Origin of the sequence: Rhizobium sp. M10, assembly GCF_002531955.1 — a bacterium.
Taxonomy (GTDB): Bacteria; Pseudomonadota; Alphaproteobacteria; order Rhizobiales; family Rhizobiaceae; genus Rhizobium; species Rhizobium etli_C.
Genome location: NZ_NWTA01000034.1, coordinates 21,919 through 40,510 on the forward strand (window position 1 = coordinate 21,919; position 18,592 = coordinate 40,510).

At 54.3% G+C, this 18,592-nt stretch carries 12 protein-coding genes; 11 read left to right on the forward strand and 1 reads right to left on the reverse strand.

From position 1 onward, the window contains the following. Nucleotides 1-287: 287 nt before the first annotated feature. Nucleotides 288-2,297 (forward strand): methyl-accepting chemotaxis protein, encoded by a 2,010-nt coding sequence (locus CO671_RS30665; RefSeq protein WP_012489469.1) that lies wholly within the window; start codon nt 288-290, stop codon nt 2,295-2,297. Nucleotides 2,298-2,818: 521 nt separating this feature from the next. After that, nucleotides 2,819-3,004: a hypothetical protein gene (locus tag CO671_RS30675; RefSeq protein ID WP_004673279.1), complete on the forward strand. Its 186-nt coding sequence runs from the start codon at nt 2,819-2,821 to the stop codon at nt 3,002-3,004. Nucleotides 3,005-3,074: 70 nt separating this feature from the next. On the opposite strand, the gene CO671_RS30680 is transcribed toward CO671_RS30675, so the two are convergent. Then, the gene (locus CO671_RS30680; RefSeq protein WP_008534360.1) at nt 3,075-4,109 is read right to left on the reverse strand and encodes an AraC family transcriptional regulator; all 1,035 of its coding nucleotides are present in this window, start codon (nt 4,107-4,109) and stop codon (nt 3,075-3,077) included. A gap of 1,304 nt (nt 4,110-5,413) precedes the next feature. Between CO671_RS30680 and CO671_RS30685 the strand changes: the two genes are divergently transcribed. The 9 genes from CO671_RS30685 (at nt 5,414) to CO671_RS30730 (ending at nt 18,494) form a co-directional block, all read left to right on the forward strand. Beyond that, nucleotides 5,414-6,055 (forward strand): SDR family oxidoreductase, encoded by a 642-nt coding sequence (locus CO671_RS30685; RefSeq protein WP_010031458.1) that lies wholly within the window; start codon nt 5,414-5,416, stop codon nt 6,053-6,055. Between the two features lie 211 nt (nt 6,056-6,266). Continuing rightward, nucleotides 6,267-8,780, forward strand: coding sequence for a HAMP domain-containing methyl-accepting chemotaxis protein (locus CO671_RS30690; protein WP_008534365.1), 2,514 nt, complete (start codon nt 6,267-6,269; stop codon nt 8,778-8,780). A 184-nt stretch (nt 8,781-8,964) separates the two neighbouring features. Further along, the gene (locus CO671_RS30695; RefSeq protein ID WP_008534366.1) at nt 8,965-10,164 is read left to right on the forward strand and encodes an ABC transporter substrate-binding protein; all 1,200 of its coding nucleotides are present in this window, start codon (nt 8,965-8,967) and stop codon (nt 10,162-10,164) included. Between the two features lie 431 nt (nt 10,165-10,595). Then, complete coding sequence (locus tag CO671_RS30700; RefSeq protein WP_004673285.1) at nt 10,596-13,154, forward strand: EAL domain-containing protein; 2,559 nt, start codon at nt 10,596-10,598, stop codon at nt 13,152-13,154. 340 nt (nt 13,155-13,494) lie between these two features. Then, nucleotides 13,495-14,391: an MBL fold metallo-hydrolase gene (locus tag CO671_RS30710; protein WP_237350508.1), complete on the forward strand. Its 897-nt coding sequence runs from the start codon at nt 13,495-13,497 to the stop codon at nt 14,389-14,391. Nucleotides 14,392-14,403: 12 nt separating this feature from the next. Then, nucleotides 14,404-15,531 carry a zinc-dependent alcohol dehydrogenase family protein gene (locus tag CO671_RS30715; protein WP_004673287.1) on the forward strand — a complete coding sequence of 376 codons (1,128 nt, stop codon included), beginning with the start codon at nt 14,404-14,406 and terminating at the stop codon, nt 15,529-15,531. Beyond that, nucleotides 15,531-16,325, forward strand: a complete 795-nt coding sequence (locus tag CO671_RS30720) for an N-acyl homoserine lactonase family protein (RefSeq protein WP_018247149.1) — start codon at nt 15,531-15,533, stop codon at nt 16,323-16,325. The genes CO671_RS30715 and CO671_RS30720 overlap by 1 nt, the downstream gene beginning before the upstream one ends. 120 nt (nt 16,326-16,445) lie before the next feature. Next, on the forward strand, nt 16,446-17,135 hold the full coding sequence (locus CO671_RS30725; RefSeq protein WP_004673291.1) for a GntR family transcriptional regulator: 690 nt from the start codon (nt 16,446-16,448) through the stop codon (nt 17,133-17,135). A gap of 129 nt (nt 17,136-17,264) precedes the next feature. Beyond that, nucleotides 17,265-18,494: an alpha/beta hydrolase gene (locus tag CO671_RS30730; RefSeq protein ID WP_008534369.1), complete on the forward strand. Its 1,230-nt coding sequence runs from the start codon at nt 17,265-17,267 to the stop codon at nt 18,492-18,494. Nucleotides 18,495-18,592 lie beyond the last annotated feature (98 nt).

An 18,592-nucleotide genomic window follows, 5' to 3' on the forward strand; every position in this document is an offset into this window, starting at 1 on the left:
GGTTGCTGAAAACGATGATGCTCTTCGAACGGCGCCAAATAAAATTTTGCCGGCTGCATCCTCCTTGTAAGCGCGGACGATCCATTGGACGCCTGACTATCCTTAAAACGTCGTCTTTTTGCATTCGAGACGGGCAGGAAAGGCTTCATTAACCAACGCAACCAATAGGTATTCTCAGCTATGTCACAGACCCACAAGATTGATCTGCCGTTCGAATGAATGAAACGGCAATTGGAAGATTTGAGTAGACAAGTCGATCGTCCACCTCACCTAAAAGGTTTGCCTTTATGCCCAAGTCCATTAGACTCGCTTTATCTTTGATATTTGTTCTGCTCTCTCTTCTCGCGGCGGGCCAGGGCATCGTGAGTATCGTCAAGCTGCTGTCCATTAGGAGCAATATATCCGAAGTTGCCAGCAACTGGCTGCCATCGATCGATGTGATAAATCGGATCAATACGATCACCGGGGACTACCGCATCCTGCAGTTCAGGCTGGTGACAAACTCATCAGATTCGACGAGCCTTGCGCATAATATCACCACCTTCCGCCAGAAGATGGAGGATCTCGCGAATGCCCGTGGTGAATATGAGCCGATGGTGACATCCGGCGAGGAGCGTCAGGCCTATGACGCGTTCTCCGCTTTGTGGACGCAATATCAGGAGGATGGCGAGCGGATTGTTAAACTAATGCAGGCAGGCAAGAAGGATGAAGCATTTGCTCTTCTAACGAGTGACGCCACGACGAAACTGTATAATGATAGCGGAGCGCTCCTTGACCAGGATGTCGCAGTTAACAAGCGTGGTGGAGTCGCGGCCGTCGGAAACACGATGGGCGCCGTTTCATCGACGGTTTTGGTCACCATTCTTGCCATGGCGCTGGCAACTACGACGGGCATTATAGCCCTGCTTTACTGCATCCGGAAGATTACCGATCCGATCTCGCGGTTGACTACCACGATGGGCGTACTGGCAGATGGTAATCTCGACACTGAGGTTCCTTTCGCAATGCGCGCCGACGAAATCGGCAAGATGTCGAGAGCCGTTGAGGTATTCAAGCAAAACAGCATCAAGGCCCGCGATCTGAACGCGCAGGAGGCCGCGTTGCAGGCCAAGAGCGCCGACTTGCAGTCGAGCATTGCCGAGGTGGTGTCAGCCGCCGTAGCCGGTGACTTCACCCATCGCATCACCAAGAAATACGGCGATGCGGCTCTCGACCGTTTTGCAGGAAGCGTCAACGAGCTGGTCACCTCTGTTGACCGGGGCATCGCCGAAACTCGCCGAGTTATCTCAGCGCTTGCCGATGGGGATCTGACGGAAAACATGTGCGGCGAGTTTCAGGGAGCCTTTGGTGAACTGAAGAGTAATGTCAACGCCACCATGGCAGCCCTTCGATCCGTATTAGGCGAGGTTCGCTCCGCCGTCGACACGATCAACGGCGGAGCCGGCGAGATGCGCATCGCCTCAGGCGACCTTTCAAAGCGCACGGAACAGCAAGCCGCGGCCCTGGAGGAGACCTCTTCGGCGCTTGAGGAAATCACGGTGGCGGTAAAAAGCTCGACAGAAAGAGCCACGGAAGCCAGCCATATGGTCGATGAGGCACGCAGAAGCACCGAGCAGTCGAGCGCGGTTGTCAAAGACGCGGTCGCCGCCATGGGCCGCATCGAGCAGGCCTCGGATGAAATCGGCCAGATCATTAACGTCATTGACGAGATCGCCTTCCAGACCAATCTTTTGGCCCTTAACGCCGGCGTCGAGGCGGCGCGTGCGGGTGACGCTGGAAAGGGTTTCGCCGTTGTGGCTCAGGAGGTGCGTGAACTGGCACAGCGCTCCGCCACTGCCGCCAAGGATATCAAGGCGCTGATCAACCGGTCCGGCGACGAGGTCAAAACTGGGGTCAGGCTGGTAACGGCCACAGGCGATGCCCTTGGTCTAATCCGAGGCCACGTGATCAAGGTGAACGAGCACGTTCATACGATCTCGACGGCGGCACGAGAGCAATCGACCGGGCTGGCGGAAGTCAGCACTGCGGTCAACCAGATGGATCAGACGACCCAGCAGAATGCGGCGATGGTGGAAGAATCGACGGCGGCCACCAACCGGTTGGCGGATGAGGCTTCCAATCTGGCGCGGCTTATTGCGCGCTTCAGGCTCGACGGTTCGACTGTTGTACGGCGTGTTGCCCACCAGAACGGTAAGCCGGCCGCCTCGCCAGCGCGTGCCCTCTCCCAGAAGCTTGCCGGCGCCTTCGGCGGACGTACTACAGCCGCTGTCGCGACTAAGGAATGGGAAGAGTTTTAATGAATCATGTCATAATTCACCGCAGGATATTATCGGTTTCCATCTGGCAGCCAGCAGTTCTGCATGAAGACGACGTTGATCCCGGAAATCCGGGGGTTAGCAGAGGCGACGCCGCTGCCCCTAACGCATGTTCTCGGTTCAGGGATCTGCCGGTTCTGTCATTCCGGTGATAGAGCTTGCTGCCGAGATAACCAATCCCATCGGTCTAGCCACAGCGCCATTGTCGTCGTTGAGGTAGCAGATGGTATCATCGGCCCGGTCGTCGATCAGGTCTCTGGCATTCTATCGATCAACGGCGATCGGATCCAACCGGTTCGGACTTAGGCGCGACTTCGACCCAACCTTCAGCTACGGAATCACTCCGCTTGAACAAGGGATGGAATGCTTCCTTAGTTTTGAGCAAAGGTTTGGCACCAATCAGGACGCATCGCAGCTGCCTAGCAGACTTTTGCTTTTTCACCTTCCGCGACTGTCTTCCTTCAAGACGCGGAGTATTAACGAAATTCAACGAGAGTTCGAAGATGTCCAAAGTTATCGCAATCAATTTCGGGCAACAGGCTAAGACAGATACCCACTTAGAAAGCCACGAAGATGCACAGTCGCAGCGCCTGGAGCAAGAGCGGCTGCAAATGATCCAAATCACCAATCACCTTGAAGCACTGTACGCTCGGCTGCTGACCGTCTGTGGCGACAGACCGAAAAATTAAGGGCGCAGCGATGGTATAGCCCGGTGGAGCGCTGCGAACCACAGCGCCATCGCGAAGGGCTATTTCCGGGTCAGCTTTCGGGCGGAGAGGCCTGCGAAGCACACATAGATCGCCTATGCGGCAGAACATCGCTCATATGCACTGTTTTAGATGGCAGTTCGCCGTAACGTCTCTTGTACTCTGCAGCAAAACGGCCGAGGTGTGTGAAGCCCCACTTAAGCGCTATTTCCGAAACGCTGATTTTAGCGCCGTTTTGCAGCAGTTCCTGTCGAGCTGCGCACATACGCAAGTCTCGGAGGTGCATTGTGGGGCTGGTATTACGAAATTGTCGGAAGCCGTGCTGCAAAGTCCGCACGCTGACCTTGGCCGCAGCGGCGATATCGTTAAGGGAAATGGGTTGAGCCATATGCTCTTCCATAAACTCCATTGCCCGTTTCACGTGGCGAGGCGTGGGAGACGGAGACGGACGACGAAGTTCATCGGTATAGCGATGCATACAGCTTTCGATCAAAAGGTACTCTATCGCGTCGAGGAGCGAGCTATAGGCCGACGGGCATTGTCGCAGAGCCCCCCCGGCACTGAGGCCGCGATGGGCAGACAGGGCTAGTTCTCGCATGAGCGTTCCCGCGCTCGATGCAAGATCAAGGGTCGGCTGAATTTGCAGATTTCCGCTGATCGTCCGATCGAGCATGCGAGAAAGCTTGTCACGCAAGGATTGCGTATCGATCGTCAATGACAGTTGAGATCTTATGCCATCTTGTCGGGCATTCAGCGGAGCATTTGCAACATGCGGCGACTCTACCTGTTGCCCAGACCAATGAAAGACTGCATTCCCGGACGCCGGCAGGAAGACCGTTACGACGTCAACTGGGGAATCTATCATGACCGAGAACGCCCCTTCATGATGGGCATCCGCAACGCCAAAACCATCAAGGGAAATTCGACTGCAGCGAGAGTTAAGCGATCTACTGTCGTGTTGAGCAAGGTCAGAGGACGCCAGGGGCGATGATATCAAAGGCAAAAGACGTTCGGGATCGGAGCCCTCGATAAAGTTGTCTTTCACTAAGGTCCCTTCATCGGGCTTGCTGAACAAACTTTCGGTCATCCAATATAAACCTATCTATGAACACCAACTCGCACATGCCGGGACTAGTTTTCCAAACCTTCAAAGCTCGAGACCGGATGGCGTGCGAGCGATTTTGATCGCGTACATGACCGATTCGGACCTTTGTGGAGGCCGGTTGAATCTCTCATTCCCTAGGCTTTCGTCATGGCGGATCATCACCAGCACCGACATCCACGTTCTCCCGCTCGAGATGGCCTCCTAGTTTTTCAGCGCTGCAGTTGGGAAGCCTCTAATGATGCGATGACTGGCTTCCACAAGCCTCGAACAGATTGACAGATTGTCTGATATACGTTAATGCTATTCCTGATCAAAGGCAAGGCAGCATCAGGGAAATCTGCCACGGTTCTAGTGGAGTTCCCGCACGGCAAATCAATCTAAAGATGCCTCCCAAGGCGAGGGGTGACGGGCTGCTTTCGATCGCAGCCCGTCACGGGAAGGGTGGGAGTGCTATGAGTGGGAGAGAACCTACGCCAACCGACCTTGGAGGCCGTTGAGTCGACACGGAGAAAAATGATTGTGCTGTAGGATGGCCCCACGATTTCGCCACACGCTGGTCCTCTTAACCTGCGCATCAGCATACTTCGGTTATGACGTATAAGAGAGGCACGCTCCAGGCTCAACACTCGGAGACGCAAAGACGTCGACGAGTTCTTTTGGCCTACTAAGCGAGGCGGTCGCGGCAAATATCAATGCGTAAGCCGCGCCTCGTCGCATTGAGTTGACTTTGCGCTCTTCTTAGCGGGTACGGACTCCGGGCGTCTGATTGGGCAAAAGAAGAGCTTAAGGACGAAACCTGATGATGGTCAAACAGCTTGTGCTGCCATAGGCGTGCTGTTGTCTGTGCCGCGCGAACGCGAAAAGCGCGATCAAATCGGAACGTGGCGGCGAGAGAAGACTAACAGGAAAGACCACATCAAACTCAACCGGGTGTCGGAATACCGATGCTTACGGCATTGCGTGCATGAGGCCTCAAAATGACGCCGGTCTCGACATGTGTCCGCCGAAAATCGCAAAAAAGGAATTGACAGATTGTCGGACAAAAATTTTACTATATCGCCCGCGCATTGCTTGTTCGCGGGAGACGCAGCGACGGACCGGGAGTTATAAGTGCTAAACTTGGCCAAAAATGCACAAATTGTCGACCTTCTTAATCTGCCGGAAGCGGCGACCGGCGCGTGATACAAGCGTCTCTGACTCACAAGGCGTGTCATACTCCATCGACCGAGGTACTGGTTGAACGTGACAGTGACGCCAACATTTCTCCTGGGGAAAAAGTCTGTGTCTTGATAGGCGCGTCAAATCCTGTTGGTCTTTGTTTGGCGCGCTCATTTATAGAAAAAGGCTATCGGGTCGCCGTAGGCGACGCCAATCCCGCCGACTTCGCCTCCCTGGCTGAAGGCCAGGGAAACAATTTTTTACCGGTCAAAGTCAACCCGAACAGAGACGTTTACGTCAACTCAATGGCTGACCAGGTGTATTTGCGCTGGAGACGGGTCGACGTTCTGGTGAACATAGTTTTCCGCAGAAATGAAACAACCCAAACTGTAACGGGATCGCTATCCAGCGCGAATCTGGGGCTTGATGCCGTATCCAATCTAATCAGAGTTACAGGTGCCTTTAGCTCTCGACTTCAGGGCGCGGAGCTTGCCGTAGTGGACGTCGCATGGTTCGAAGAGACGACCTCGCTGGAAGCAGAAGCCGTCCTTCAAGCGGCGTTGCGCACTACTACCTCCGCAATTGCTAGGCAATATTTCGGTTCCGGGCTGAGGATAAATGCTGTACACGCCAGCGATGTGAACTCTACGTCTTCAAGCGAAAATGACGTGCTTCGAACAGTGATCCACGCCGTGCAATTCCTGGCGAATTCGGAACTGTCCGGAAAGCTGACAGGGAACGTGCTGGAGATCGATCCTCGGTGCAGATAGATCCACTCCCACGTTCTGATCCGGCAAATCTGCAGGTATTAACCTTCCGTTAAGTTTCTCGAAAGACGCAATGGGTAAGAGGTCAAATCCTAACAACACGTAAAAAAGTTTCGATTGTTTTAGTGAAACTCTTATCCATGTTCGTTCAGGCTCAAACATTACTATTCCAAAAGCGAGGCCCCAGCACCGTTTGAGCCCTTTGGAGGTAAGTATGTTCGTCGATCGCCTGTTATCCACCTTTACCATAAGAGCAAAGGTGTTATTGGTACTTGTACCCTTGATCCTGATATTGGCGGCAGTTGGTGGGGTCGGCTTAAAAGCAACTGGCTTGCTTCAGTCTCGTCTTCGGCTTTCAAATGAGGTTCTTCAGACCTTGAGCGGGTTTCGAAGTGTCGCGGAAAGCATGAACCGCTTTTTGGCGCAAAGCTCAACGGAGTACCGAGATGAGGCGCTGACAAGTTTAAACGGGCAGAGCGCAACCATGCAGTCGCTCCAGGAAGCGGCGGCAGGTAGCGGGAGCGAAACTGGTGCGCTCGAAAACAGTGTATCGGCAATGTCCGTTATCTCGGGCAGCATCGGCCGCATGTGGTCTTTGCATAATGACGAGGAATCCGTTCGCAGCGACATTGTTTCCAACTTGTCGAAGATCAAGGAGGTCGGAGGCGCCCTTAAATTGGCTGCGGTTGATGTGCGCTCACAAGTACGCAATCAGGAGAACTCCGGGAAAACCATGCTCCGGGAGGCTACCCGCTCACTCGATACGGCATCAGTTATGCAACACATGGCGGAAGACTTGGTGAGCTTGCCGGACGGAGCGAAGCAGCCTCCGACTGTCGCCCAGCAAGGGCTTGTGATCAAAAAGTCGCTAAAAACAGTTAAGCGGGTAGTCTCGACTGCTGACGAGCAGGCCGTTACTAAAATTGAGAGGACTATCGCCAAGCTAATCGCCAACCCCGAATTTGTCGACCCTTCCACACGGCTTGCCGGCTCTGACCTACAGAGCTTTGCGACGAACCTGCGAGTGGATGCGATCCAGCACATGATTGAAGGAACAAATGCGATCCGGGCGTTGGATAAAGCGTTGACGGATTCCGAAATGCTTGTTGCGACGGCGACAACGATCGGCCAGGACGCCGATTCGATCGAAATCGAAATCAATAACCTGTTCCGTACAGCCAACGCAGAGAATCAGCAGCGCCTCGTTGAGCAACTTACAAAATTGGCGCGTGACACCGTGGCAGTTGGAGGCGTTGCCAGCTCGATATCTGGCTTCGATAAAATGCAGGAAGATCTATTCGCCCAGGTGGATTCTATCCAAGAGAACACAGAGAAGCTGGTCAAGATAGCGGAAGCCCGCCAAGCGCAATATTCTGAGGCGGACAAAACCGGTCAGGAGATCTGGAAAAACCTCGTAACTTTTGCAGCAACTCAGGAAAACGATGCTCGCAATGAAAGCAATCTTGCCCGCTTGCTGTCAACTATCGCCACAGTGTCCGGCGTCTTGGTAGCCTTGGCGGCTGGCGCCGGCCTGATGGCGACACTTCGCGCCCCGATCGAACGGATCGCGAAGCGCATGCAAGAGCTGGCAAAGGGCGATCTTCGATCGCAGATTGTCGGACGTGACCGGAGAGACGAAATAGGTGAAATGGCTCGCGCACTCGAGGTTTTCCGTGAAAATGCTGTCTCGAAGATGGACATCGAGACACGAACGGAAGCCGATAGGAAAACCGTTGAACAGGAGCGGATGGATCGTGAACGCGAACGCGCTCAGATGGAGGAGGAGGTCGCAACTGCCGTCACCATTCTAGGAGAGGCGTTATCTCGATTGGCGCGTGGCGACATCTCTCAAGAAATTGACCGCCAATTCCATCCCAATCTTGAGCCGCTGAGGCGCGATTTCAATCACTCGCTTTCGATCCTGAGAGAGACAGTGTCTCATATCGACGAGAATACCAATCAAATTCAATGGGGAACCAGCGAGCTTTTCAAAGCCTCAGATGATCTGTCGCGGCGAACTGAATTGCAAGCCGCCTCACTGGAGGAGGCTGCGGCCGCCGTCGAACAGGTGACGGTCACGGTCAGAAAATCATCCGAGAATGCCTATGAAACCCAGGCTTTCGTGTCCGTTGTTAAAGAACACGCCGAGGGTGCGGCAACCATTGTGACCGATGCGATCAACGCAATGGGCAGAATAGAAGACGCGTCCCACAAGATCGGCCAAATCATTGGTTTGATCGATACGATTGCGTTCCAGACAAATCTTTTGGCACTAAATGCTGGTGTCGAGGCGGCTCGTGCTGGAGATGCCGGAAAGGGTTTTGCAGTCGTAGCCCAGGAAGTGCGCGAACTTGCCCAGAAATCATCAGCTGCAGCCCGCGAGATTCGCCACCTGATTTCGGAATCCTCTTCGGAGGTGGCGATCGGCTCAGATTACGTGGGGAAAGCAGGTGAGGCGTTACACAACATAACGGCGTCGATCTTGAAGATTTCCGATCGGATTGATCAAATCGTCAATTCGAGCCGCGAGCAAGCGGCGTCCCTCGCCGAGATCAACAATAACGTCAATGTACTTGACCAGGGAACACAACAAAACGCTGCCATGGCCGAGCAGACAAATGCCGCGGCAAAGACTCTCTCGGATCAGACTAACGAACTCAGCGAGCGGCTCGCTTCATTCAAATTGACCGAAGATAAGTCGACGCGTCGGGTTAGGTTAGTGGCGTAAGCTACGCATCGAACGGGACTGCCACGCGTCGGATGGCCACTGTGATAGCGGCGTTCTACTGAAGGGAAATCCGCTTACGGAAGCGAAATCCGGCCTTAGGCTCTTGGTCTCCCTTTCGCCGCCCGTCTGACTGTAAAAAACCCACCTAGAGCCGATCAACCTTCAAGAGATCAACTGCTTTGCAATGCTCAGAGACACGAGAGGTATCAAATCCGTGCGCATACGTGAAATTACAAGAGCCATTATTCTAATCACCGGCTTGGTGATCCCTTCTGTAGCGGCCGCCGGTGGCCTTACGGAATTGCCGCGGGAGGAACGAAAAACCTACGAGTTGCTCGATCCAAAGTTGCCTACAGGTGAATCTGTCTTCCGCACGTTTAAGGCACAGCGAGCACCGCCGTGGAAAATTGGGTACGCATCGACATATGCTGACAATTCTTGGCGTGCGAGTATTCTTGATGAGTTCACAAACAAGATTGTTCCAGCTTTCAAGAAAGCGGGGCTGGTCTCCGAGTTCATCGTCACCCAGTCAAATCTTGAAGACGCTGTCCAGATCAGGCAGATGCGGCAGATGGTAGACGACGGCGTTGATGCAATTATTATCTGCTGTTCGAACCTCACGGCGCTTAATCCTACGATAGAGTATGCGTATTCAAAAGGAGTGCCTGTGTTCTCGTACTCTGGTTACGTAACATCGCCGTTCGCCGTCAACGCAACTGAGAACAACATGCAAGGCGGGTTTGAGGCGGCGAAGTGGCTCGCTGAAGAAATCGAAGGAAGTGGCAATGTGCTTCTCGTTTCGGGGATCTCCGGCTTTGCCTCCTCGGACAGCTTTGACGTCGGCGCAAAGAAGGCTCTGGAGTATTATCCCGAGATAAAGATCGTAGGTCATGTCGACGGGAAGTGGACAGACAAGGTCGCGCAGGCCGAGGTGCAAAAATTCCTTGCAGCGAATCCCGGTCGAATTGATGGTATTATCGTTCAGTCGGGAGCTGAGAATGGTGTTATCAACGCGGTGCGCCAGTCCGGGCGCGACATGATCCCAATCGTTCTAGGGGGCGAAGCTTCGGCAGCCTGTTACTGGCGACGGAACCCCGACTTCGTAAGCAAGAGTTTTCATTTCTGGCCGCCGCGCTCTGAGGCGGGTTTCGTATGGGACGTAATGATGCGAACTCTTGAGGGACAGGGCCCCAAAATTCAGACAATCCTGCGGCCAGCAATTCCCAGTACCATAGAGGATGTAATGGCGGATTTGCCAGCTGATTGCGATCCTAACTCTGAGGATTGGATCGAGCCGAAGAATACAGCTTGGTGGTCTGCCAGCGCTGCTGCTAAATATTTCGATAACCCAGCGGATCCGCTCTCCTGGAAGCCGGCCGATTGAAGATCGCATGCGGGGTCTGTGTGGAATGCGGTGCCTTCATGATCGGCTCTCGTGCAAGGTAGGCTGCGCTAAGGAATGACAGTTCAAATTGGGAAATGCCCGGGTCGCCTCAGGAGACATGAGACAAGCGATCCGGTTCCAACGAACATATTTGCTCCGCGGTAGCATTCTTCCTCCGGCCCTCCTCTCGCCAAACGGGACAACATACTCATTGCGCCTTTCAATCTACGTGCTGCCGCGAAGGTTGTTGCTTCGAATGTGAAAGCAAAGTTCATTTCCGACCGCACTATCCGGCTCAGGCCGACGCGCGGTTCGACGCCTTACTGACATATCTGCATCAATTTGTTGCTCGAATGATTTGGGTGGCGTTCCCGGAATTCCTGATCGGATGGATGATGCATCTGTCTTGGCCCTCGGTAAGGAGCTTCACGATGAATTCGACTTTACAACCGCTTTGGCAACGCTCCTTTTTTCAGAAAAGGCGCAATCGCCGGAGAGACGAAGCGCTGCATCATGATACCTCAGCCGACCGAGGAGCGCTGCTTGAAGCATTGATCGGCGTGTTGCCCCTCCCAATTTTCTTCAAAGATCTGCACGGTCGCTATGTCGGTTGCAACAAGGTTTTCGAAGATCTCCTCGGTCGCTCGCGCGACGAGATCATCGGGAATACAGATTTTGATCTCAGTTCAACGCAACTGGCGGAAATTTATTCTATTGAAGAGAAAGGCCTTCTTGAAAGGGGTGGAGCCCAAGTCTCCGAGCGTAAGATCGCTCTCGCAAACGGCGCCATCCTGGATGTTGTCTGCAACAAGGCAGTTTTCAGAGGTCACGACGACGAGCCCGCGGGTCTGATTGGCGTTATCATCGACATAACCGAACACAAGTTGGCGGAGCAGGAACTCAAAAACGCTCTCGAACTAGCCCAAGGGATCGTCACCGCTATTCCAGACGTTCTGTTTGAGGTCGACGAGGATGGGCGATATCTTCAGGTCTGGACCAGAAATCCCGAACTACTAGCCCAGCAGCGGGAAATGCTACTGGGTAGGACGGTCGACCAAGTTCTTGCGCCTGATCAAGCGGCTATTGCAATGGAGGCGCTTCGAACTGCAAGCAGTGAAGGAGTTGCCTACGGTCGATGCATTAGCGTATCCTTGCCAAACGGCGAGACCCGATGGTTCGAGTTGTCGGTGGCTAGACGACCAAGCGCCGATCCTGACGCCGCCACCACGCTCCTGGCATTTTCGCGTGATGTCACGGAACGAAGGCAGGCGGAAGACGCCATCAACTCCGTGCGGACGCAATTGCTAAGTGTGCTGCAAACCATTCCTGACATGGTTTGGGTAAAGAATGTCGATGGCGTACACCTGTTGTGCAATCATGCATTTGAGCGGCTGACCGGGAAATCGGAGGCGGAGGTCGTTGGAAAAACGGACCTTGAATTGTTCGGGGCTGAGAGAGCTCACATTTCCGGAAAATCTGATGAGGCCACGATCGAAGCCGGTGGCATACTTATCGACGAGAATTGGGTGGTTTCCCCGGAGAACGGTCAGTCCATTCTTCTCGAAACACGTAAACTTGCGGTCCTCGGCGCCGGGGGAGAGGTTACAGGAGTCCTCGGGGTCTCTCGCGATGTCACGGAACTGAACGCCTCGCGGGAAAAAATCAGGCAAATGGCCTTTTACGATCCGGTGACTTCTTTGCCGAACCGCTTGCTGTTTAACGAGCGATTGCAAAAGGTCGTCAGTGACGCGTCGTCTCAACGTCGGCGGACAGGGGTAATGCTGATTGACATCGACCATTTCAAAGTCGTGAACGATACGATGGGTCACCCTGTGGGTGATCAACTACTCTGCCAGGTCGCTACCCGGCTTAAGAAATCTGTCCGCGATCTCGACACGGTTGCGCGTCTCGGCGGCGACGAGTTCGCGATTCTGTTGCCGGAAATCCAGACAACCGACGATCTCGATTGGGTTGCGTGCTCGATCCTCGAGAGATTCAAGGAATCTTTCCTATTGGATGGCAAGGAAGTCTACGTGTCATGCAGTGTAGGCATCGCGATCTCGCCCGACGACAGCACAGATGTCAACGATCTGGTGAAATACGCCGACTCTGCGATGTATCTTGCCAAACGCTCGGGGAGAAACAGTTTTCGCTTTTATTCGAAGGATTTGACTGTGGGCGTGGAGGAGCGCATGCAGTTGGAATCTGAATTGCGCCGCGCTATCGAGCGCGAAGAATTGGAGCTGCACTACCAGCCCAAGGTGCTTCTGGACAGCGGCGTAATGATAGGATCGGAAGCGTTGTTGAGATGGCCTCATCCCGAGATGGGCATGATTCCGCCGGTTCGATTCATTCCGGTCGCTGAGGATACCGGGCTGATCGTTGAACTCGGGCGATGGGTGCTGCGTGAAGCGTGCAAGACGGCGAAGGAGCTGAACGCCGATTGCCACCACCTGCACAAGATTGCAGTCAACCTTTCGGGTAAGCAATTCCAATGCTCACGGTTGGTAAACGAGATCGCTGCAATCCTCGGTGAAACCGGTTGCCGCGCGGAATGGATCGAAATCGAAATCACGGAGAGTCTGCTTCTCGATCGGAAGGGCGAGACCCTGCAGACGCTTCTTAAGCTGCGTCAAATGGGATTTTCGATTGCTATCGATGATTTTGGCACCGGTTACTCGGCGCTCAACTATCTAGCCCGCTTCCCGATCGACACGCTGAAGATCGATCGGTCATTCATAAATAGCTCGGACAAAAGGAACGAAGAATTGGTCAAAGCGATTCTGTCCATTGCACAATGTCTTGGGCAGGACGTGGTGGCGGAAGGTGTTGAGACCGCCGAGCAGGCAGCATTTCTCGCAGCGAACGGATGCGGTTCGGCGCAAGGCTTCTTTTACAGCAAGGCCCTGCCGAAGATGGAATTGATCGCTCTTTGGGTGCGCGCGTCCGCCACCGGCTTCGTTTCAGATCGTTACGCCGCTTCGCGATGATGAGCGCGAATAAGGGAAAATGTCACCTGTCTGATGGACGGTGATGCGGTGCGCGCTGTGAGACAACTCAACTTGAGCCTCGTCAATCTCTGAATGTCTGCGGTTTTTCGCGGAACAGGGGGCAACGCTGGGTCAACGACCATGCGTTGTGCGGCCCCGCGAGCCGCATTCTCGAATGCTCTGCTCCTACTGCGCGGCATTCGGTAGGCCGGGGAAAACGCGGTACACCGGCTCCTAAAGCAAGGCAGTCGCTCTCGATATGGCTTTCTTCAAAAATATTTGACAGATTATCATACAATCTGCCAAAAATGTCGCCAAGCACCTGATGGGAGGAAAATCAGTGTCTCTTAGTATGCATCACCTGGCCAAGCTTCCGTATTTTTATCCGTTCGAATTTGGCGATGGAAAAATCACGGTACTGTCCGACGGGCCGTTAGAGCTAGGAGATCCTCGCCTGAACTTCTTGGGGGTAGAGCCACGCACGGTCAGCCTGATGCTAGAGGACAATTTCCTGCCAACGAACAAAGTTGTACTCGAGCAAAACGTGCCGCTTGTTGAGATAAATGGAAGAACAATTCTATTTGATACCGGGATGGGGTCTTCCAAAGCTTTCGGGCCCACCACAGGTCGACTCCTAGCCAGCCTGAGAGAGGCAGGTCGAGATCCGACGGAGATCGATGCGGTGGTTCTGTCGCACGCCCATATCGATCATATCGGCGGTCTGTGCGATGCCAATGGAAGGTTAAATTTCCCGAACGCCGACATCTTCATCAGTGAGCGAGACTTCACGGACTGGACGGACGGGTCGTCGATCGATTCTTCATTTCAATTTCAAATCGATAACGCTCGGCGAAACCTGCTTCCCCACAAGGATCGGACCTTCTTTTTCAAAGACGGCGAGGAGTTCTTGCCGGGCGTTCACGCGATTTCGGCCCCCGGCCACACGCTCGGTCATCATTGTTTTATGCTGCAGTCGGGAAACGATCGCCTCTGTTTTCTCGGCGACCTTACGCACCATCATATCCTGTTGATGGAGAGGCCGATGATGGAATTCCGATACGACACGGACCCGAAGCTGTCAGCTAGATCCCGCACGCGCGTGCTTGATATGCTGGCGACAGATCGCATTGCGGTAATGTCCTATCACTTCGCATGGCCAGGTGCCGGGCATGTGGTGCGAAACGGAGACGGATTCCGCTATATCCCCTCTCCAATGCAGTTGCTTGCACATCGATAAGGAATTTCAAAGATGCAGATGCGTTCGGTAATCCTCAGGGAGTCGGGTCTGCCGAAGCCCTATTCAAATTCGAAACCTCTTAAGATTGAGCTTGTGGAACTGACGCCGCCTGGCCCCATGGAGGTGTTGGTCAAGATCAAGGCTGCCGGTGTCTGCCACTCTGACCTGTCCGCAATCAATGGGGACAGACCGCGTCCGCTTCCAGTCGCTCTAGGCCATGAGGCATCTGGCGTCGTCGCAGCAATCGGACCGAGTGTCGAGAAGGTTGAGGTTGGTGACCATGTAGTCATGTCATTTCTGCCGGTTTGTGGCCATTGCTCATATTGCGCTGAAGGCCGCGCCAGCCTCTGCGAACCGGGCTACCAGGCCAATGCTGCAGGAACGCTTCTATCCGGCGGCAAGCACATCCGTTTGAGAGGATACGAAATTAACCACCATAGCGGCGTTTCTGCGTTTTCCGAATATGCTGTCGTGTCGGCGAGCTCGGTAGTCAAAGTGACCAAAGATATCGATTTGGCGACAGCTGCTCTCTTCGGCTGTGCCGTTATGACCGGCGTTGGAGCTGTGATGAACACGTGTGGGGTCCGCCCAGGCCGTAGTGTGGCGGTAATCGGGCTCGGCGGCGTAGGCCTTTCGGCGATACTTGGCGCTGTTGCGAGCGGTGCAAGCGATATCGTGGCGATCGACCTAATCCAAGCGAAGCTGGATCTTGCCAAGGAGCTGGGAGCGACGAAGACTTTTTTGGCCACCTCGCCGAATATTGTTGCCCAAGTAAAAGGCGCGACAAGCGGCGGGGTAGACTACGCGATAGAGATGGCTGGATCCAAAAAGGCATTCGAGCTTGCATATGAGATTACCCGGCGCGGAGGGATGACCGCTACGGCCGGACTGGCCAGCGCAAATTCCCGTTTCGAGGTTTCGCCCTTGCCGTTGGTCGGAGAGGAGAGAACGATCAAGGGCAGCTATATGGGTTCCTGCGTGCCATCGCGCGACATACCCCGCTATATCGACCTTTACCTCAAAGGTAAGCTGCCAGTGGACAAATTGCTGTCGAGCACTGGCCCCCTTGATGAGATCAATGAGGTTTTCGACCGTCTTGACAGGGCCGAGATCAATCGACACCTAGTCTTGATGGACTGATGGCGGGGAGAATTCTCTTGAACGAGTGGACAGTGCTCGCCATCCATTACGGCACCGCGCAAAGACCAGTAAGTGACCTGATACTAGAGACGAATGACATTCATGATCGTCCATCACAAATCGACTACTTCGTGTGGCTGATCCGTCTCGAGGACCGATTAATTCTTGTTGACACTGGTTTCGAAGCCGGAGAGGGCGCGGCCAGAGGGCGGACCCTCTTGATCCATCCGGTGGCAGCACTGAGCAGCCTTGGCATCAAATCCAGCGAAATTACTGATGTCGTTGTGACACACCTGCACTACGATCACGCCGGAAACCTCCCGGCCTTTCCTAACGCCACTTTTCACATTCAGGATCGGGAGATGGCGTATGGAACGGGGCGGTGTATGTGCCATGAGCGAATGCGTCGGCCTTTTGCTACAGAAGGTGTCGTCGACGCGGTCCGGCTCGTTTTTCAGTCACGGGTACGGTTCCATGATGGGGATGGGGAAATTGTTCCTGGATGCAGGGTGCATCTGGTTGGCGGTCACTCGAAAGGTTTGCAAGTTGTTACGGTGGCAACAGGCGGCGCTTTGCTGGTTATCGCTTCCGACGCGCTTCATTTCCAGCACTATCTTGAAAATGACGGCGCGTTTCCCCTGTTTGCAGATTACCTAGAGGTCATCGAGGGTTACAACAAGCTCCGCGTCCTTGCCGGAGCAAACGGACTCATCATTCCGGGTCATGACCCTGAGGTGCTACAGAAATTTTCTCCCCTTGCGCCAGACCTCCAGTTCGCTAGAGTTCTCCTGTGACCCACAATAAACCGATTGAAATTTTTTGCTGTTTGCAGACAATCGGGTTGTCCTACGAAACGCTCCGGCAGTATATTGATTCTGTGCGTCACTAGAAATTTCATCGAAGGTTTGTTGTGAATGGGAACGATCGACCTCCAGATTAGACGTCAAAACGCCTCTCTTCGAATCCTTGTTGAGGATAAGCTCCGGCAGGCTATTTCAAGTGGCCGTTTCAAGCCCGGGCAGCGGCTGGTGGAGCGCGAGTTGTGCGAACTTATCGGGGTTGGCCGAACTTCAGTTCGCGAGGCGCTACGCCAGTTAGAAGCTGAAGGGCTTATTACTAGCTATCCGCATCGGGGGCCGGTTGTCAGCACTATCAGCTACGAGGAGGCTAGGCAGCTTTATAGTGTACGCGCGCTGCTTGAAAGCTTTGCCGGCCAGGAGTTCGCCGAGAACGGTTCGAATGAAGAGATCGTTGCTCTCCTCGAGACCGTGGAAGCGTTCGAAGCCGCAGCCAAGAGCGGTTCCGGAACGCGGATCATCGAAGCCAAGACCGCTTTTTACGATTGTTTGATGACCGGCAGCAAGAACGTGTTTGTGAAGCAAATGCTCACGTCGTTGCACAACCGGGTCACATTGTTGCGGATGACATCGATGACCCAGCCAGGGCGGCTGCAGAACAGCGTTTTCGAAATAAGAGAGATTGCGGCCGCTATTGCGTTGCGTGATGGCGACAGGGCAGCCGCGCTTTGCAAGCGCCATATCGAAATCGCGGCTAAGGTGGCGTTGGACTACTTGAGCAAGAACCCCGTCGAAACCTCCGAGTAGTTCCACAAAACGAAGTTCAGGCGACGGCTAAGGTTGACAGATTGTCTGAAAATCTGCTTACCTCTCTTATGGGAGGTGAGACACAGGAAGTGCGGCTTCCCAACAACATCATTTTGTTAGGGAGGACGTATGGGCGCCCATGCCGAGCTGATTAAACGCGTAACCCTGGCGATCGAAGATCCGGAGCTACCGCGACTGACCCCAGGTCTTACAACACGGATCTCGTTGCAAGTTGGACCAGAAAAGTCATCACTTGCTGTGGGAGGCGGGATAGTCGCACTGGACGGCGCGGACGAAAATGCTGACGTCATACTGAGTGCCCCAGAAGGAGCTTGGGAAAAGGTTATGCAGGTGCCGCCGCCGGCAACCTACCATTCGTTCACCGCCTTTCAACTCGCTAACCCTGAGTTCACGTTATCTGGTTCGCCCGTAGCAATCGCTCAAGCGCGTCCCGCTCTGGAGCGACTGTTCGAAATCGTCGTAGCGTCTCCGCCCCTAGTTGCGCCGAAGGTCGATCGAAATATTGAACAGGTCACCGGACGCTATAAGCGGGTAGAGGTCGGCGGCGTAGAACACGATATCTTTTACGAGGAAGCCGGTGCAGGAACTCCTATCCTTTTCCTCCATACGGCTGGCGCAGACGGCCGTCAGTTTCTACCGCAACTCTCCGACACTGGGTTTGCGCGTACGAACCGATTGATCTCAGTTGATCTGCCGTTTCACGGACGTTCGATGCCTCCTTTAACTTGGGACGGCTCGCCCTATCAACTCACAACGGATCTCTACCTGACCTGGTGCACGGCGATACTCGACCAGCTCGTCGGAGACAGAGCTATCGTCGTTGGAGGATCTATGGGCGCGGCGATGTGCATGGTGCTGGCGGCGGAGCGACCGGAACGTCTAATGGGTGTAATTGCGGTCGAGCCGCCGTTGAAGTCAAAGGGCCGTCGCAACCCCTTTCAACACAACGTCAACGTTCATGGGTCGCTTCATAACTCAGCCTATGTCCGCGGAATCATGAGCCCGCTCAGCCCGCAAGAAGAGCGACGCCGCGCCAGTTGGATCTACTCGCAGGGTGCTCCTGGAGTTTATCCCGGCGATCTTTCGTTCTACAGCGACGAGTTCGACGGTGCCGTCGTCGGTCCGAAGATTGATGCCAAGCGAACACCGACCGTTCTTCTCTCCGGGACCTATGACTACTCTGCGACGCCTGCAGACGGAGCAGCGCTAGCGGCCCTCATTCCTGGCAGCCGTCATGTCGTTATGGAGGGGCTTGGGCACTTTCCGATGTGCGAAAATCCTGACTATTTCCGGAGCTTCTTGCAAGACGCTATTCGGTTCGTCGAAGATAACGGCTGATCACAAAGCAACCGCGTTGGCCATTTACCGATCGTGTCCCAGTACGTGGCGTAGGTGACGGTAGGGAGTAAAGCCGAGCGCCCGCGCGCTTCTCGTTG

What these genes read in the sequence shown, in the direction of transcription:
- CO671_RS30665 (WP_012489469.1), top strand. Translation starts at nt 288, where the DNA reads ATGCCCAAGTCCATTAGACTCGCTTTATCTTTGATATTTGTTCTGCTC.
- CO671_RS30675 (WP_004673279.1), top strand. Translation starts at nt 2,819, where the DNA reads ATGTCCAAAGTTATCGCAATCAATTTCGGGCAACAGGCTAAGACAGAT.
- CO671_RS30680 (WP_008534360.1), bottom strand. Translation starts at nt 4,109, where the DNA reads ATGACCGAAAGTTTGTTCAGCAAGCCCGATGAAGGGACCTTAGTGAAA.
- CO671_RS30690 (WP_008534365.1), top strand. Translation starts at nt 6,267, where the DNA reads ATGTTCGTCGATCGCCTGTTATCCACCTTTACCATAAGAGCAAAGGTG.
- CO671_RS30695 (WP_008534366.1), top strand. Translation starts at nt 8,965, where the DNA reads ATGCTCAGAGACACGAGAGGTATCAAATCCGTGCGCATACGTGAAATT.
- CO671_RS30700 (WP_004673285.1), top strand. Translation starts at nt 10,596, where the DNA reads ATGAATTCGACTTTACAACCGCTTTGGCAACGCTCCTTTTTTCAGAAA.
- CO671_RS30715 (WP_004673287.1), top strand. Translation starts at nt 14,404, where the DNA reads ATGCAGATGCGTTCGGTAATCCTCAGGGAGTCGGGTCTGCCGAAGCCC.
- CO671_RS30720 (WP_018247149.1), top strand. Translation starts at nt 15,531, where the DNA reads ATGGCGGGGAGAATTCTCTTGAACGAGTGGACAGTGCTCGCCATCCAT.
- CO671_RS30725 (WP_004673291.1), top strand. Translation starts at nt 16,446, where the DNA reads ATGGGAACGATCGACCTCCAGATTAGACGTCAAAACGCCTCTCTTCGA.
- CO671_RS30730 (WP_008534369.1), top strand. Translation starts at nt 17,265, where the DNA reads ATGGGCGCCCATGCCGAGCTGATTAAACGCGTAACCCTGGCGATCGAA.